Origin of the sequence: Streptomyces sp. NBC_00873, from assembly GCF_045207415.1 — a bacterium.
Lineage (GTDB): Bacteria > Actinomycetota > Actinomycetes > Streptomycetales > Streptomycetaceae > Streptomyces.
The window spans coordinates 3,588,027-3,604,510 of the sequence record NZ_CP108803.1; the positions used below are offsets into that span (position 1 = coordinate 3,588,027).

18 protein-coding genes are annotated in these 16,484 nt (G+C 67.5%); 3 read left to right on the plus strand and 15 right to left on the minus strand.

Features of this window, described 5'->3' with window-relative positions; translation table 11 throughout:
* Positions 1-285: 285 nt before the first annotated feature.
* The 3 genes from OH809_RS16095 (at position 286) to OH809_RS16105 (ending at position 2,185) form a co-directional block, all read left to right on the plus strand.
* The gene (locus OH809_RS16095) at positions 286-1,137 is read left to right on the plus strand and encodes a helix-turn-helix domain-containing protein (RefSeq protein ID WP_406421740.1); all 852 of its coding nucleotides are present in this window, start codon (positions 286-288) and stop codon (positions 1,135-1,137) included.
* A gap of 11 nt (positions 1,138-1,148) precedes the next feature.
* Positions 1,149-1,340: a hypothetical protein gene (locus OH809_RS16100; protein WP_266982075.1), complete on the plus strand. Its 192-nt coding sequence runs from the start codon at positions 1,149-1,151 to the stop codon at positions 1,338-1,340.
* A gap of 281 nt (positions 1,341-1,621) precedes the next feature.
* The gene (locus tag OH809_RS16105) at positions 1,622-2,185 is read left to right on the plus strand and encodes a dihydrofolate reductase family protein (protein ID WP_266358395.1); all 564 of its coding nucleotides are present in this window, start codon (positions 1,622-1,624) and stop codon (positions 2,183-2,185) included.
* 424 nt (positions 2,186-2,609) lie between these two features.
* Here the strand turns inward: OH809_RS16105 and OH809_RS16110 are convergent, their stop codons facing one another.
* From OH809_RS16110 to OH809_RS16180, 15 genes are all read right to left on the minus strand, one after another.
* A complete protein-coding gene (locus OH809_RS16110; protein ID WP_406421739.1) occupies positions 2,610-3,899 on the minus strand; it encodes an FAD-dependent monooxygenase in 1,290 nt (429 codons plus the stop codon).
* A 364-nt stretch (positions 3,900-4,263) separates the two neighbouring features.
* Positions 4,264-4,899, minus strand: coding sequence for an OmpA family protein (locus OH809_RS16115; protein WP_406516254.1), 636 nt, complete (start codon positions 4,897-4,899; stop codon positions 4,264-4,266).
* Between the two features lie 23 nt (positions 4,900-4,922).
* Positions 4,923-5,540 carry a hypothetical protein gene (locus OH809_RS16120; protein ID WP_406515265.1) on the minus strand — a complete coding sequence of 206 codons (618 nt, stop codon included), beginning with the start codon at positions 5,538-5,540 and terminating at the stop codon, positions 4,923-4,925.
* A 31-nt stretch (positions 5,541-5,571) separates the two neighbouring features.
* On the minus strand, positions 5,572-6,192 hold the full coding sequence (locus OH809_RS16125; protein ID WP_406515266.1) for a pilus assembly protein TadG-related protein: 621 nt from the start codon (positions 6,190-6,192) through the stop codon (positions 5,572-5,574).
* Complete coding sequence (locus OH809_RS16130; RefSeq protein ID WP_406515267.1) at positions 6,192-6,422, minus strand: hypothetical protein; 231 nt, start codon at positions 6,420-6,422, stop codon at positions 6,192-6,194. The genes OH809_RS16125 and OH809_RS16130 overlap by 1 nt, the downstream gene beginning before the upstream one ends.
* A gap of 221 nt (positions 6,423-6,643) precedes the next feature.
* Positions 6,644-7,738, minus strand: coding sequence for a response regulator (locus tag OH809_RS16135; RefSeq protein WP_406515268.1), 1,095 nt, complete (start codon positions 7,736-7,738; stop codon positions 6,644-6,646).
* A gap of 52 nt (positions 7,739-7,790) precedes the next feature.
* Positions 7,791-9,107, minus strand: a complete 1,317-nt coding sequence (locus OH809_RS16140) for a sensor histidine kinase (RefSeq protein ID WP_406515269.1) — start codon at positions 9,105-9,107, stop codon at positions 7,791-7,793.
* 51 nt (positions 9,108-9,158) lie between these two features.
* Positions 9,159-10,046 carry a DUF5936 domain-containing protein gene (locus tag OH809_RS16145; RefSeq protein ID WP_406516255.1) on the minus strand — a complete coding sequence of 296 codons (888 nt, stop codon included), beginning with the start codon at positions 10,044-10,046 and terminating at the stop codon, positions 9,159-9,161.
* Between the two features lie 14 nt (positions 10,047-10,060).
* A complete protein-coding gene (locus OH809_RS16150) occupies positions 10,061-10,999 on the minus strand; it encodes a type II secretion system F family protein (RefSeq protein ID WP_406515270.1) in 939 nt (312 codons plus the stop codon).
* Positions 11,000-11,010: 11 nt separating this feature from the next.
* On the minus strand, positions 11,011-12,348 hold the full coding sequence (locus OH809_RS16155) for a CpaF family protein (protein ID WP_406515271.1): 1,338 nt from the start codon (positions 12,346-12,348) through the stop codon (positions 11,011-11,013).
* Between the two features lie 69 nt (positions 12,349-12,417).
* Positions 12,418-12,831, minus strand: a complete 414-nt coding sequence (locus tag OH809_RS16160) for a TadE/TadG family type IV pilus assembly protein (protein WP_406515272.1) — start codon at positions 12,829-12,831, stop codon at positions 12,418-12,420.
* 3 nt (positions 12,832-12,834) lie between these two features.
* Positions 12,835-13,299: a TadE family protein gene (locus OH809_RS16165; protein WP_406421729.1), complete on the minus strand. Its 465-nt coding sequence runs from the start codon at positions 13,297-13,299 to the stop codon at positions 12,835-12,837.
* Between the two features lie 3 nt (positions 13,300-13,302).
* Positions 13,303-14,589, minus strand: a complete 1,287-nt coding sequence (locus tag OH809_RS16170) for a CpaE family protein (protein ID WP_406515273.1) — start codon at positions 14,587-14,589, stop codon at positions 13,303-13,305.
* A 7-nt stretch (positions 14,590-14,596) separates the two neighbouring features.
* On the minus strand, positions 14,597-15,304 hold the full coding sequence (gene cpaB / locus OH809_RS16175; RefSeq protein WP_406421727.1) for a Flp pilus assembly protein CpaB: 708 nt from the start codon (positions 15,302-15,304) through the stop codon (positions 14,597-14,599).
* Between the two features lie 278 nt (positions 15,305-15,582).
* Entirely contained in the window at positions 15,583-16,467 is an 885-nt protein-coding gene (locus tag OH809_RS16180) for a hypothetical protein (RefSeq protein WP_406421726.1), read from the minus strand.
* Positions 16,468-16,484 lie beyond the last annotated feature (17 nt).

Consider the following 16,484-nt stretch of genomic DNA (forward strand, 5'->3'; position numbering starts at 1 on the left):
CGAGTTGGCGGTCTCTCTATCGCGTCGATGCGCACAGGTGGCTCGTGCGCTGCTGAATGAACAGTGGCTTGTCTCCCTGGCGCGGGCCGCCCCTCCCAGGGCAGGAGGTTGCGGGCAGGACCGCGCGATGCACTTCTTGCTTTTCGCAGCGTGAGCAGTGCGTTACCCAACGTAGCGGGCACAGAGGGCAAAATAACCCTGCCCGCATGGAAACTGGACCCTTTCGTGGCCGGGTTGCAGGCACAGGCGGCAGACTGCCAGTGACCGCATGCGGAAAGGAACGGCATGGCAGCAAGGACGTCGCCTACCGAACGCCAGAAGCGGCTTGGGGCCGAACTGCGGAGAATGCGCACGTCGGCCGACGTATCGGCCGAGTTCGCGGCCGGTCTGCTCGGTGTGGACCGCGGAAAGATCTCGAACATCGAGTCCGGAGCACGCCCCATCAGCCCGGACCGCCTGCGCACGTTGGCCTGTAATTGCGCCTGTACGGACGACAAGTACGTCGACGCCCTCGTCGAAATGGCTCAGCCGCGAAGCCGCGGCTGGTGGGAGAGATACCGGGGGTCGCTACCTCAAGGGCTCCTTGATATCGCCGAATTGGAGGCACACGCACTCCGCATGCGGGCGGCGTACTCCATGCACATCCCGGGCCTGCTCCAGACCTCGGACCACGCCCTGGCCGTGTTCCGCGTGGTGATCCCCCAGCTGCCGGAGCGCGAGGTCGCACTGCGGCTGGCCCATCGCGTGGAGCGCCAGGAGGTCCTGGACGGGGACCCGCCACCGTCATACACCGGCATCGTTCATGAAGCCGCGCTCCGCATGCAGTTCGGCGGCCGAGGGGTGGCCCGCGCCCAGCTCCAGCATCTGCTGAAGAAGTCCGAACAGCCGAACGTGACGCTGCTCGTCATCCCGTTCGAGGCAGGCGCGTTCCCCGGAGCGGGTCAGACGGTCCTGTACGCGGAGGGACCGGTATCTCAGCTCGACACCGTACAGATCGACAACTCGCACGGTCCCGTCTTCGTCTACGCAGAAGCGCAGTTGGCGAAGTACCGGGCCCACCTGGACTGGATGGAGGGAATCGCACTGTCGCCGAGCGAGTCGCGGGACTTCATCCACAACATCGCACGCCAACTCTGAAGGGATCACGGATGCCGGACGTCAACTGGGAAGACGCGTTCTGCGGCGAGGGAAACTCCTGCTACCGGCTCGGAACCGACGAACAGGGCAACAGCTACATCACCATCGCGGGCGCGGAGGAGCACTTCCTCACCGACAGCCGCGAGGCACTCCAGCAGATGATCCGCGACATCAAGGCCGGAGCCGCCGACCACCTGCTGTAACGCAGCAGGGCCCGATACCGCGAGGTGGTCGCGGTACCGGGCCTGTAGGGTCTCGCCGCCGATGACATGTCGATCTTCTGTGACCTGCTGGTTCTCTGTTGTCTCACCGCGATGTCACCCAAGATCAGTCTCAGATCGATGCCATTTCCTCGGCGGAACGATGAGTCTGCGGCTGAGCCACCGAGCACGAGGACTACATGTGAGCTCAGATCGCGCACCGATGAGTTTCCCGCGCCGCGCCGGTCTGTACGCGTGAGACCGACTCACGGAAGGCTGGCGCCATGCGGAAACTGATCTACGGCATGAACCTGACCCTGGACGGCTACATCGCCGCGCCCGGCGACGACATCGGCTGGAGCGTGCCGAGCGACGAGCTGTTCCAGTTTTGGTCCGACCAGTTGCAGGCGACCGACCTGTCGCTGTACGGGCGCAAGCTGTGGCAGACGATGAGCTCCTACTGGCCGACCGGCGACCAGCAGCCCAACGCCACCCCGGCGGAGATCGAGTTCGCGCGCCGCTGGCGGGACATGTCGAAGGTGGTGTTCTCCTCGACGATCGACAAGGTCGACTGGAACACCCGCCTGGTCACCGGCGACGCGGTCGCCGAGATCACCCGGCTCAAGGCCGAGGACGGCGGCCCGATGGACATCGGCGGCGCGACGCTCGCCGGGGCGGCCATGCGGGCCGGGCTGATTGACGAGTACGTGCTGGCCACCGCGCCGGTCCTGGTGGGCGGCGGCACGCCGTTCTTCACCGCGCTGGACAACTGGGTGAACCTCAACCTGGTGGAGACGCGGACGCTTCCCTGCGGCGTGATCCTGACCAGGTACGAGACGAGGCGCTGAGCGCCCGTCCTGGGTGGCCCGGACTACCGCCCGAGCCACCCAAACGAGTGAAGCCCCTGAACTGCAAGTGTCCGTTCTCATCCATCGTGTCAGGGAGCCATGTCGGCGAGCTGCGCACTGACAACTGCCTTGAGACAAGACGGGCGAGCGATCCGGCTGGGATCAATGGGCTTGGACGTCACGGGGTCGATGTCTCAATGGTCTTGTCAGCTCCGGTGAGCGCCGACCAGGCAAGTGACAGAACCACAGAGACCCCGCGCGGTGGATTCTCATCGATCTTGTCAGTTTTCCGAGCCAACACCGCCTCATCGGAACGTGGCCTGGCCGCCGAACGGGCGCTCCAACGCGCACCATGCGGCATGAGCGGAGGTCATCCGGCGGTGTCCTACCGAAGCGTGGTCCCTCTCGACACGTTATGTGACACCTACGGCTTGGCCGCCGAGGTGATCGGCGATCCGGCCGGGGCTGCGGAGTCCGGCACCCCCGCGTAGTCGGGCAGCTCGACGCCGTTGATCGCGCGCCCGACCAGCTCCGTGAACCATTCGCTGGCGAAATCGGGGCGCGGCTCGGCGTCTGGCCCGGGGACGTCGCGGTTGCGGGCGTTCAACCGGCCGATCTCCTGGTTGGCCTCGACGAACGAGCGCATCCGCGCCTCGTAGCGGGCGAACCCGGCGTCGGGGTCCCATCCGGCAGCGGCCAGCTCTCCGGCCAGCAGGTAGGCACCGACCAGTGCCAGCCCGGTGCCCTGCCCGGACATCGGCGACGAGCTGAACGCCGCGTCCCCGAGCAACCCCACCCGTCCACTCGACCAGCGGTCCATCACCACCTGGGCGACCTGATCGAGGTAGAAGTCCGGAGTGTCGTCCAGGTGCGCGAGGATATCCGGGGTCAACCAGCCCAGGCCCGCCACCCGCTCACGCAGCAGGACCTTCTGGGCCGCGACATCACGGTAGTCGACGTCGAAGTCAGCCGAGGCGAAGTAGAACATGGCCATCGCCCGGGTAGCGTCCTGGATGGGCCGCAGGAGGGCGGAGCGCCCGGACTCCTGATCCTGGTACTCCAGCAGCCAGCGGTCCAGCCCGAACTCGTTGGGCACACTGTAGAAGGCCAGCACCTGCCCGAGGTGGCGGAGGAACCGCTCATGCGGCCCGAAGACCATCGCTCGCAGCGCCGAGTGCAGCCCGTCCGCCCCGACCACCAAGTCGAAGCGCCGCCGGTCGCCGCCCGCGAAGACCACGTCGACCCCGTCCGCGTCCTGGGCGAGCCCGGCGATTCGGTCGCCGAAGACGTACTCGACGCCGTCGCGGGTGTCGTCGTAGAGCACCTGGGACAGGTCCCCGCGCAGGATCTCGATGTCCGCGATGAACCCGTCGCCACCGTCGTCGTCGGCACGGAAGGTCTCCAGCACATGCCCGTCCGCGTCCACGGTGTGCGCGCCGGCGGTGTCGGTGCACGCCGCGCGCACCGCCGCGTCCAACCCCATGCGCCCGATGACCTCCTTGGCGACCCCGCGCGCGTCCACCGCCTGCCCGCCGGGACGCAGCTCGGGAGCCCGCTCCACCACGGTCACCTCGGCCCCCCGCCGGCGCAGCCAGTGGGCCAGCGCAGGTCCCGCGATGCTCGCCCCCGCCACCAACACCCTGGGACCGCTCACCCGCGGCCCCTGCCCGCCCGTCCGGATCGCGTGCCCCTGGTCGGAGTCGTCGACGCTCATCACAGCCTCCATGTGCTTCCTCCCGCGCTGGAACGTCCCCAGCACAGGCCCACCGCTGTCGGTGTATCCAGCCGTATCGACCACGCATCCGCACAAAACTCATCGGTCACGGCAGACATTGATGAGAAACGCCAACTCCGATGAGACTCACATCAACCCAGACTGGTGTAAACCAGCCTGTCAGCTAGGCCGCCGCCTGAGAATTCGCCAGATCTGCGCGCAACACAGTGAGACGCTGAAAGGACCAGTGAGAACGGACAGCAAGTCTCATGGCAGTGGCATTTCTGCCATCCATCTGCCAACTGCCGTGAGATTCTGCCAAGGCTTTTGAGACCCTACACGGGCCCTGCGGATACGCCCTGGGTCAGGAAGCGCTGCCGCGCGGGAAGGAGACCTCGACGCGCCGGTTCTTCTTCCGGCCCTCTTCCGTGCTGTTGTCGGCGATCGGGTACTGCTCGCCGTAACCGCGGATCTCGAAGGTGATCGTCGATCCGAGCGACCCGACCAGCTCGCCGTGCACCGCATCGGCACGCTGCTTGGACAGCACGTCACCGTGGGCGGAGGACCCGAGATTGTCGGTGAAGCCGAAGACGCGCACCTTGGTGGCGTTCTGCTTCTTGATCTCGGCTGCGACCGCTGCGATACGGGACTTGGCTGCGGCGCTCAGCTTCGCGCTGTCCTTGCCGAAGAGGACCTCCGCCTGGAGCGCGAACTTGATGCTGGCGTTGCTGTCCTCGCGGCGCTCCTCGCCGCCCTGGTCCTCGACGACCTGGATGATGTCGAGCACCTTGGCCGGTGCGAGCGTGCCGCCTTCGGGCATCTTCAGGTCGGGGTCGTTGCCGTCCACCTTGACGGGTGGCACCGATGACGCCTCGGTGCCGGGCGGCACGCTGGGGTCGTCGTCGGCGACCGCCTGCGTTGCCCCAAGGACAGTGACGCTGGCCATCAGCAGTGTCGTCGCGATGACGTGCCCCGCAAGACGCGGTGGCCTGCGGCGCATACGGGTGTGGGTCATGTCGGCCATCACCCGGAGATCTTCAGCGAGGTGGTAGCGAAGGTCGGCAGCGTGAAGTCGACCTCGGTCGTGCTGGTGGGCGGTGCGGGGAACTGCATGAACACGGAGGTTGACTTACCCGGCTGAAGCGGCAGGATGCCTGTCGTGCAAAGGCAGCGGTTCTCGGTGTCCCGGAGAACGTAGTAACGCTTCTTCCCGACCTTGTCGATCAGTGCAGCACCAGCAACCGAGTTGGGATTCTGCGGAACGATTCCTGCTTCCGTGCCAGCCCAGCCCCCGGTGGGCTGGTTCGTATCGCTCCCGTTCTTGATCTCGCCTTGCACTGTGACAAATCCACCCGAGTCACGCTTCACCTGATTGATGATCAGCGTGACTCCGTTCTGCCCCCTGGCCTCGGCGAGTTTCACATTCGGGTCCACGTTGTCCCCAGCAGCCGTGTCTTCCTGCTTCGCGCCCTTGTCCCCGTCGGAAGGCTTGGACGGTGTGGAGGACGACTCAGAACCCGCGTCCTTCGTCTTTCCACCGCCGTCGTCAGCACCGCACCCGGTGACGGCCAGGGCCAATGCTGCTGTCAGTGAGACAGCTGCCACAACCCTTCGGGACTTGGTGGTGCGCCGAATGCTCATGGGTTCTGATTCCTTTAGTCGTCGTTCGCTGTCAGTCGTCGATCAGGTGCACGTCGAAGAGAATCTTGCTCACCTGGGACCACGGCGGCGGGCTGCTCGGCGCGATTTCGACCATCCCGCCGTCCTCGCACGTAAAGAAGTACATGTCCTGGACACCGTCATCGTTGTAGTCCACGGCCTTCCAGCTGCAGCGGAACTCGACCACGGCAGTGGCCTCAGCCTTCGCAAACTTGGTCTTCGTACCGGGAATCACCGTCGAGTCCACCGGCTTACGGGTCTCGACCTCAACCGTGATCTGGTCGCGATCACCGCCGTACGACGCGTCGCAGTGACCGCGATAGACGTCTGCCTGATTGGCTGCGGCAAGCCTCTGGGCCTCAACGCACGGCATTGCGGTGGGAAAGGCGTAGCCCTGCAGGAATGAGTCCAGCATGTTCCCGGGAAGCGACGCGAGAAACGGTGCCTCCAGCTGCTCACGAGCCTTCTGAGCGGCAGCCAGCGCGGCGGCGTCCGCCGCACCCTGGGCCCCATTACGCAAGGCCGCGGCCTTGCCGACAGCAAAGAACGCGAACACGAGGAAGAGCAGGCCCGCCACCATCACTACATAGATGGGGAAGGCCTGCCCTGACTCGCGGCGTTGGCGCGCAAACATCAGCCCGCGGTGATGGAGTTCACCAGGCCGGAGATCCGAGCCGAGATCGCACCACCGATACCCGTAGCCACGATCGCACCGATGATCGCCACGACCACCAGGATGATGCCCAGGTACTCGAACGCCGTCTGGCCGCGGTCCTTGGCCTCGTAACGCTTCTGGATCCTGCTGACGGCGGTGTTGGCCCAGCCGTTGACGCGGACGGCGGTCTTCAGGGTGATGTTCGACATGGTGGTCCCCTCCGGATTCGGCCGACCGGTAGCCGGCAGACTCGCACGTTTCTGTGGCGCCACCCGCGGTACCGGCTTCCTCCTGGCCGGTCCCGCTGGCGACATGAGAAACATACGGCGGCACACCCTGCCTACCAGAGGGCCCCAGGGCCCACTCCCGGGCCCAAAAGGGGAGTTGGGTCCCGCGTCCCGCACTGCTGTCCGGCGTCCGGACCTTCGCCTCAGCCACGGCCACCAGCCCGTCGCCCACCGGGCCCACCCTTCGGGGCCGTGCCGAGCCAGCGGGCGATCGCCTCGCTGCGGCTGCCGCTGTGGAGCTTGGTGAAGATGCGGTTGATGTGGTTCTTGACCGTCTTCTCGCTGATGAAGCAGGTGGCGGCGATCTGCTGGTTGCTCATGCCGGACGCGATCAGCTCCATGACCTCCACCTCCCGCGAACTCAGCCCGTATTGCTGCCTGTTGGGTGCCGTTCCCGGCGTCCCGGTCAGTGAAGACTGTGCCACAACCGGTTGCAGATGCGAAAGACCCTGAGAGTTTCGGACCGGTTGCGGCGCAGGTGGAACCATTTCGGGACCGGAACCATGTGCATGCGCACCGTTCCGCTGCATCATGCCCGCAGGGTGTCCGTCGTATCCGGGCCCCGGGTAGGGAACGCCCGTGGTCAGCGCCGTTCCCAGCCCTTCCGGAAGGGGTTGCCCCTGGGGTCCCGTTCCCTGCCGCATATGGGCCAGGAGCGTGTTCGCCGCGGTCGCGGTGAAGTGGGCGCGGCCGCTCTTGGTGTCCCGTACCGCCTGCACCAGTTGGTCCGCCGTGAACTCGCCGTGCACCAGATAGCCGCCGGCGCCCAGCCGCAGCGCCTCGTGGACGATCTCGCTCTCGCGGCTGTAGGTCAGCATCATGACGGGGGCGATCCGCACGAGGTGCGGCAGCGCGGAGATGCCGTCGACGCCCGGCATGCGGACGTCGAGCAGGACGACGTCCGGGCGGTGCTGCACGGCCAAGTCGTAGGCCTGGCGGCCGTCCGCGGCCTCCGCCACGACTTCGATGTCCTCGCGGCCGCAGAGCAGGACGCCCAGGCCGGCCCGGACCACGGGGTTGTCGTCGGCGACGACGACCCGCAGGGGGCCGGGGAGAGCCATGGGCGGGGCTGCGGGGAAGGGAGGTGTGACCTCGGATGCCGCGGGCTGCTGGGGAACGGAGAACCCGGAGGAGCTGAGCTCCGAGTTGAGCGGGGTGAGGTGCGAGGACGTGTGCTGGGAGGTGTGGTTCTGTGCCGCCCAGTTCTGGCCCGAAGCGCGGGAGACGTCGTCCGGCATTCTGCGACCTCCTCTCAGGATTTATGGGGGGGTGGGGGGTGGGTGGAACGGGTCAGTTCAGTTGCTGTGCTTCCGGGACTGCGACGAGCGCGGCCACCGGGAGTTCGAGGCGTACTTCGGTGCCCTTGGCCGCCTTGCCCCTGCCGATGCGGATACGGGCGCCGATCGAAGCGGCGCGTTCGACCATGCCGACGAGACCGAAGTGACCGGCGCGCCTGAGGTCGTCGAGCGTCGTGCCCGGGGGCAGGCCGCGTCCGTCGTCGTACACGCTGACACGCAGGACATCGCCCTTCACGCCTGCGAGCACGACGAGATAGGTGGGGTGGGCATGGCGATGAGCGTTCTCCATCGCCTCGGAGGCGACCGTGAGCAGCTGGCGGGCGACCACCTGCGGCACGGACGGGACCGGGGCCTCGTTGAGCATCCGGAAGGTGGCCGTGAGTCCGTGGCGGCGGGTGAAGTCATCCGCGCGGGCGCGGAGCTCGCTGACCACGTCCACTCCCCCGTCGAGTCCGGATTCTCGGCGCAGGTCGGAGAGGAGTTCCCGCGATTCCGCCGCCGCCCGGCGGGCGGACCGGGCGACCAGTTCGGCCTGGTGCTTGACGGTGAGCGGATCCATCCGGTCGGAGGAGCTGGCCAGACCGTCGGCGGCCAGCGCCAGACCGTGCAGGGTCTTGGCGACCGAGTCGTGCATCTCCCGGGCGAGCCGGGTGCGCTCGCCCTCCACCGCCTCGTTCACAGCGAGCCGCGCCCTGGTCTCGGTGAGCGCCTGGCTGGCCGTGCCGAAGCGGAGGAGGAGATTGCGCAGGGTGACACCGACGGCGCCCGCGATCACGCAGAAGCCGGGGAGGAGGAATGCCGTCGCGTCGGCGGGCTCCAGCTTCGGGTCGGTGGCGTACACGCCGAAGACGATCACCGTCTGGAGCGCCGCGAAGACCGCCCCGCCCCGCCAGCCGTAGACGAGTCCGGCCAGCAGCGGGGTGCAGACGGTGACGTACGCGAGGGTGGACTCGGGTGAGGCGGTGACCAGCAGCAGGGCGCCGAACAATGCGTCTACGCCGAGCAGCCAGGGGTGGCGGAGCAGGACGGGACCGAAGCGCTCCCAGTCCCGGAACAGGACGTACGAGCCCATGAAGGTGACGAGGATCGCCGAGCCGATCAACCAGGTGGCCGGTCCCGGTGCGGTGTGGCCGATCGCGAACGGTGTAGCTATGGCAATCATCGCGAGCCGGAACCCAAAGACCTGCCGGCACATCGCCTGGAGCGCGTTGAGCTGGATCGCGAACGCCGGGCGCGGCCCGGGGTCGGCGATCGCCTGACGCACCTCCGCATTCAGTCCCGCCTGCGCGCTGCCGAGTGGGAACGACATGTGCTAGTCACCTCCTCCCGTAGATCGTGCTCATCGGCTCCACCGTCCATGTCATCCGCCCATGAGGAAGCCGAAGTCGACGTTGGCTCCGTAGACGAAGCCGACCGTCAGCAGCACCAGGGTTCCGGGGAGCAGGAAGGAGGTGACCGCGAAGGTCGCCTTGGGGACGGCCCTGGCCGCCTTCCGGCGGGCGTTCTGGGCGTCCGTGCGCCGCATGTCGTTGGCGATCTGGATCAGCGTCTCGACGATCGGCGCACCGAGCTCCTCGCCCTGCTGGAGCGTGGTCACGAACATCGCGACCTGTTCCGAGTCGTTGCGCTTGCGCAGCTGCTCGAACGCCTCGCGGCGGCTGACACCCATGTCCATCTGGCGCAGGGTGATGCGGAGTTCGTCGGCCCAGGGACCCTCGTACTTCTCCGCGACGCGGCCGAGCGCCTGGCGGAAGCCGAGACCCGCGGAGACGACGACGGCGAGGACGTCGAGGAAGTCGGGGAGCGTCCGGTCGATGTGATCCCTGCGGACGCGGACCGCCGACCAAATGCCGACCTCGACCCAGAACAGGCCGAAGGCGATCAGCAGCAGGGAGAGGAAGAGCTGCCCGCGCATCAGCATCGTGAGCGCACCGAACGCGCCGAGTGCGCCGTAGACGAAGCGGCGGGCGGCGTAGCGGTCGATGGTCAGACCGCCCGGGTTGCCCGCCATGTCGATCTGGCGACGCTTCTTGTTGACCGCCTTGGGGCCCATCATCCGCAGCACCATGGGGGCCCAGCGCATGCCCATCCGGTCGATGCCGGAACCCATCGCGTTGGTGCGGGTGGCACCGACCTCCAGGGCGATGGCGAGGTCACCGGGCAGTTTGGCGTCGGCCCGGTACATGCGGATACCGGCGATGGCTCCGAACACCGCGAGTCCTACGACGCCTGCGAGGAGCAGGCCCATGTGTGCCCCGCCCATCAGACGTCGATCCGGGACAGGCGACGGATCACGATGAATCCGATCGCGTACAGGGCGATGGAGATGACCACCGCGATCTGGCCGATGAGGGCACCGGTCATGCGGTCGAGTGCGCCGGGCATCACCGCGTTCATCAGGAGCATGGCGCCCAGACCGAAGGCGGGGACCGCGTAGGCGGTGACCGTCACCTGGGAGAGCTGGGTCTTGACCTCGCGCCGGGTCTCCTTGCGCTCCTCCAGCGTCTCGGTGAGGTTGCGCAGCGAGCTGACGACCGTACCGCCGGCCCGGTTGGACAGCACGAGGGTCGTCACGAGGACGGCGAGTTCGCGCGAGGGCAGCCGGCCGGTGACTTCGCTCAAGGCATCCTCGAGGGATTCCCCGACGGCGAGGCGGCGGGCGACCCGGGCCAGCTCCTCGCCCGCCGGGTCCTCCATCTCGTCCGCCGCCATGCTGATGGATGTACGCAGCGCGAGCCCTGCCTGGGTGGCGTTGGCCAGGATGCGGGCGAGTTCGGGGAGCTGGTTGATGAAGCGTTCCGTGCGCTTGGTCCGCTGCCAGTTCAAGAAAGCGTTGGTGCCCCATAGGCCGATGAGGGCGGCGACCGGGCCGAAGAAACTGGCAAGCATCGACGAGGCGATCATCCACAGTCCGGCCATCGCGGCGAGCGCGTAGACGAAGAACTCGCCGGGCGTGATCTCGAGTCCGGTGGCGGCCAGCTTCAATTCGAGCTTGCGGCCCAGACCGGTCTTGCGCAGCCTGCGGTCGATGCCCCGGAAGCGGCGGTGGCGCCCGGCCTCCGGGATCTGGCCGGTGTGCGACAGCCGGTCCACCAGGGCGTCCCGGTCGGCCTTCCCGCCGGAGTAGGCGTGCAGGCCCATGACGCCCGTCACGCCGCAGAGCAGCGTGACGCCGATCGTGAGAAGAGGAAGATTTGTCATGGCACAGGTACCTAATTGGCCTCTCGGGTGGCGAGCTGTTCGGCGGACACGGCGACTCCGAAGGCCTGCGGGATGGGCTGGCTGGCCATGTAGAGACGGTCGGCGATCTTGCGCGGGATCGGGAGGTACTGGAACTCGCCGTAGATCCGCCCGTCGGCGGCCATCGGCTGGGCGTTGAACCGGGCGACGGTCACGATGCGGTAGGGGTCGCGGCCGTGCGAGTCGAGGACGGCGATCTCGGTGACCTTGCGGGAGCCGTCGGCGTGCCGGGTGAGCTGGACGATGACATCGACGGCGCTGTTGATCTGGTCGTGCAGTGCCTCGAACGGGATCTTGATCTCGGACATCGAGGCCAGGGTTTGCAGACGCATGAGCGCGTCCTCGGCGTTGTTGGCGTGGACGGTGGCGAGCGAGCCGTCGTGACCGGTGGACATCGCCTGGAGCATGTCGAGCGATTCGCCGCCACGGACCTCACCGACGACGATCCGGTCGGGGCGCATACGCAGGGAGTTGCGGACCAGATCACGGATGGTGATCTGGCCCTTCCCCTCGACGTTCGCCGGGCGGGACTCCAGCCGGATCACATGGCTCTGCTGGAGCTGCAGCTCGGCGGAGTCCTCGATGGTGACGATGCGCTCGCTGTTCGGGATCAGCCCGGAGAGCGCATTGAGCAGCGTCGTCTTGCCCGTGCCGGTGGCGCCGGAGACGATGACGTTGAGCTTGGCCTGGACGAGCCCGGAGAGCAGGATCAGCATCTGCTCGTCGAGCGAGCCGATGCTGATCATCTCCTGGAGCGTGAAGGCCCGCGGGAAGCGTCGGATGGTGAGCGTCGCACCGGACAGCGAGAGCGGCGGGATGATCACATTGACACGCTCGCCGCTGGGCAGGCGGGCGTCGACCATCGGATTCGACTCGTCCACCCGGCGGTTGACGGTCGACACGATGCGCTCGATGGTCTGCATCAGCTGCTCGTGCGAACCGAAGCGCATCGGGAGCTGCTCGACCTTGCCGCTGCGCTCGACGAAGATCTGGTCAGGGCCGTTCACCATGATCTCGGTGATGGACGCGTCCTCGAGGAGCGGTTCCAGGATGCCGAGGCCGAGAGCCTCGTCGACGACCCGACGGATCAGCTGCGTACGTTCGACCGTCGAGAGGACCGGTCCCTCACGGCTGATGATGTGGCTGAGGACGCGCTCCAGCCGGGCCCGCCGGTCGGCCGCGGCGAGCGAGGACATCTCCGCCAGGTCGATCTCTTCGAGCAGCTTGGCGCGGTAGGTGGCGACCATGTGGCCGTCCTCCCTCGCCCCGCTGCGCTTCTCGGGGGCGGTGACGCGTGCCCGCAGACTCATGTGCGTAACTCCTCGCTCTGACGTACGTGTTGTGCCGCTGGTGAGGCGGCAGTGCGGTGCGCCGCGGGGTCAGGTGCGGGGCATCGTGGAGCTTCGTTCGGCCCAGCCCCAGATGTCGACGCCCGGAATGACGCGGGGCACTTTGACACGGGCGGTGCAGGTGACCTCGTCGAAGGAGGAGGAGGAGGAGGAGGAAGAGGAGGGCTCCGTGATGTGAGCCCGGCGGGCGGTCCAGTCGCTCATCGCTTCCTTGGCCGCCTGCTCGTCGCAGCCGCCTGAAGACATGCTGGCCATACGGGCTCCCGCGCGGGCCCCGGTGCCCGCCTGGTTGGCGGCGTACGCGGCCAGGCCCGCCTGAATCGCGAGGAGGCCGACCAGGAGCAGTAGGGGGATGAAGCCCAGATACTCGATGGCGACCTGGCCGCGCTCACGGCGAGTGGTGACAGCGGCCGTCCGGCCAGGTGTGTGCGCGCGCATGCTCATCGCTCAGCCCTCCAGCGGCGCGGCCGCATAGCCGGTGACCGGGAACTTCCAGTTGAGAATGCCGGGCACCAGGACCGGCACCTGCAGCTTGACCTCGGCCGTGTACAGGCCGGACTTGGCACGGCACTTCCGCGACTTCAAGCCGTCCCGCCAAGCCTCCGGCAGGTGCTCCTCGGCCGCGTCCCGGCACTCCTTGAACCGCAGACCCTGCGAGATGGCCCCCTTATGCGCCGCCTCGTCCGCCGCATTCCCCGCCAGGGAGAAGGTGTAGCCGATCAGCGCGCACTGCCACAGTGCGAGCATCAGCAGGATGATCAGCGGCGTCACGCCCAGGAACTCGATCGCGGTCTGGCCGCGATCGCGCTCGCGCCTACCGCTGTCCCCCTCGCGGACAGGGTCGCCGTAACGCCCTCCCCGTACCTCCCGCGTCTCCCGTATCCCGGGGCCTTTCATCTCGGTGGTCACCATGGTTCAACGTGCCTCCTCGGTCGTCGCACGGCCCCCGGTGTCGCCGTCGCGCCGTCTGCGCGGGCGTCCGATCGAGCCTCGGTCGTTCTTGAACCTGCCGCGCTTGTCCGCGTTTTCGGGGACCTTCACGATCCCCAGCTCTCCGGCCAGGCCCCACAGCGCCTGCTTCACCGTGCTCTTGGCATCGAGTTCATGCATCCGTCCGGCGTCGACGGCGCTCTGGAGCTCCTTGAAGTTCGCGGGGACGGCTGTGTTCGCCATCCGGGTCCCGGTGATCTTCTCGATCAGCTGGGGCTGGATCTCGGTGTTGCGGATGAACCGGTTGACGAGGGTGAGCGTCTCCTCGGCCTTGCGGATCTGCAGCCGGTCCCACATCCGTACGGTGCGCTTCGCGCCGCGTACCGCGATCACGTCCGGGGTGGTGACCAGCAGCGCCGTGTCCGCCATTTCGATGGCCGCCGCGCTCGCGCCCTGGAGCTGGCTGCCGCAGTCGATGACCACGACCTCGTACCGCGACCGCAGGGCGCTGACGATCTGGCGGGCCGACCGGTCGCTGACCTCCTCGCCGCGTTCGCCCTCGCCGGGCGCCAGCAGCAGGGCGAGGCCGCTGCTGTGGCTGAACACGGCGTCGGACAGGACGCGGGGAGAGATGTCGGTGATCGCCGCCAGGTCGACGATGGAGCGCCGGAACTGCACATCGAGGTACGAGGCGATGTCGCCGGCCTGGAGGTCCATGTCGACGAGGGCGACCGTACGGCCCGATGCCTGGGCGGCCAGGGCGAGCTGGACCGCGGTGACGGTGGCGCCCACACCGCCCTTGGCGCCGCTGACCGTGACGACCGTACCGCCGGGACCGGTGAAGACATCTCCGCCGGTGCCCAGGTGGCGGCGTACGCCGACCGACCACTGGGCGGCGGACTGGACCCGACTGACCAGCTCCTCGTAACTCAGCGGCAGGGTGACCAGGCCGCGGGCGCCGGACTCCATCGCCGCGGCGAACAGGCTGGAGCTGGCGTCGGCGGTGATCAGCACGACCCCGATGGCGGGGAAGCGCAGCGAGACCTCCCGGATCAGTTCCAGCGCCGGCACCGGGCCGATCCGCTCATGGACCAGCACGACCTCGGGCAGTTCGTCGAGCGACTCGCCCGCGAGCCGGGCGAGGGTGTCGATCAGCTGCGTCGAGTCGCCGACGGGAGCCCCTGGCTCGGCGTCGGGGAGCTGGCTGAGCAGGGTGGTGACGGATCTGGCCGCGTCGGGGTCGCCGACTGCCGGGAGGATCCTCGTGGTCATTCGATCCTCACTTGTCCTTGTCGAGCGTGTAGGTGCGGTCGCCCGGGCGGATGGTGCTGTCGCTGCCGGAGGCGAGGAGCGCAAGGCGTACGTGCTCCGCGAAGGACTCGGCATAGGCGACGCGCTGGGTGTCGAGCGTGTTGAGCGCGAAGGTGATCGGGACGGCCTCGGTGCCCATGTTCGACTTGGCGTCCCGGCCCGGCTCCAGGGCGGTCAGCTTGCCGACGTCCAGGACCTTGGCGTTGGAGACGATGACCTTCGACTGGGACGGCGCGCCGTCCCGTTCCCCGGGGAAGGTGGCATAGATGTTGACCGTCGCACCGGCGGTGATCTTGCCCGCGACACCGGTCGCGGCGTCGATCATGATGGCGATCTCCTGCTCACCGGGCTGCAGTTCGGGACGCTTCTGCATCATGTCCGACTGGAGCAGCGAGCCCTCGCGCAGCTGGGTGACGGCTATCTTGCCGTTGACCTCGGAGAGGTCGGTCACGGCGTTGGTCGAGAGCCAGCGCTTCGGCATCGTGATCTTTTTGAACTGCCCGGCGGACAGCGCCGTATAGGGGGCGACGTCGGACTTCAGCTGGTAGGCGGAGACCTCGGGTCCGACCTTCGAGTTGACGTCGCTGATCACCGAGAGCACCCCGGCGAAGGCGCCGAAGGCGCACAGGACCGACAGGAGCAGGAGTATCACGCCGCGGCGCTGGCGGGAGTTCATGGGCCGGACAACCTCGTTCGTATCGGATGCGTGGGGCAGCGGACAGAAGGATGTGCGGTAACTCGATTTATGTCTGAATCTGCGTCTGTATCTGCGCGTAGACCTGTCTATGGGACTTGTATGCAGCTTGGCGGGGATGGCATATGACAGGGAGCGGGGTGCAGGAGCGGTGGTCGGGGAGCGGGACGTAGATATATGCGACTGTGGGGGAATCCGGGGGCGCTGGTGCCGTGACCGGCAATGTTTGCCCCGACGGGGCAAAGCTTGCCGGGAGGGGACTAGGAACCCGGTGGCGCAGGTGCCCCGTGGCTGAGGACACCGCTGGAAGGCGTTCGGCTCTCGGGAGCGTGAAGCGGTGATGTACAGAATCCGCAACGGTCCCCGATGAGCTCCATTCCGCACCAGTGGCAGATCTCCCGCCTTACCGATGCGACGAGTTGGTACAGCATGGAGATGTCCGGAAGGTAAGCGGCGAATTCCACCAGCTTTCCGGTCCCCCACCAGCCGGAGGAATCGGAAGGCAGGGCGGTCTCGTGAATGGCCTGGACCTTCCATGCGGGAGCCAAGGTCTGTTGCACCCATTCGGACTGCGCCTGCCCCTTGGCGACCAGTAAATCCGTGGCAAATTCGGGGCCGTCCAGAGGTTTGACGGTCGGGCCGACCTTGATGAGCTGCGGGTTCGGGCCCGCGAGCACCGCGAACTGGGAGCCCGGGACCCAGGACCTGGCGTGCGTCTTCAGGCTGACCGGAACCCTGTCCAGCTTGGTGACGGAGTTCAGCAGGGCGCCGACGTGGATGTAGTGGGGCAGCAGCCGGGCGGCGGATGCCACCACCCCCGGGCTGAAGTCGCAGATCGACAACTGACGCAACTGACGCACCAGTACGGCGATGCCCAACGGTGGCAGATCCACCTTGAGCAGGGCGATCCGGTCACTCTCCAGGACCGATCTGACGGAGTGCATCCTGCGCTCATGGGCGATCGGCAGGCCGGCCGAGTAGATGGCGACGACATACCCGTGCTGCTCCAGCAGCACATGCATGTCACCGATCGCCTGGTCCATGGTCTGGTCTTCCGGAGCCCGGAGTAAAGCGGCTGTCGGTGTCTGCTGGTCGGTCGGCGGCAGCACGAGATCAGCACTGGTCACTGTTATTGCGGTCGGCACGCTGGTTCCCCGTTCGG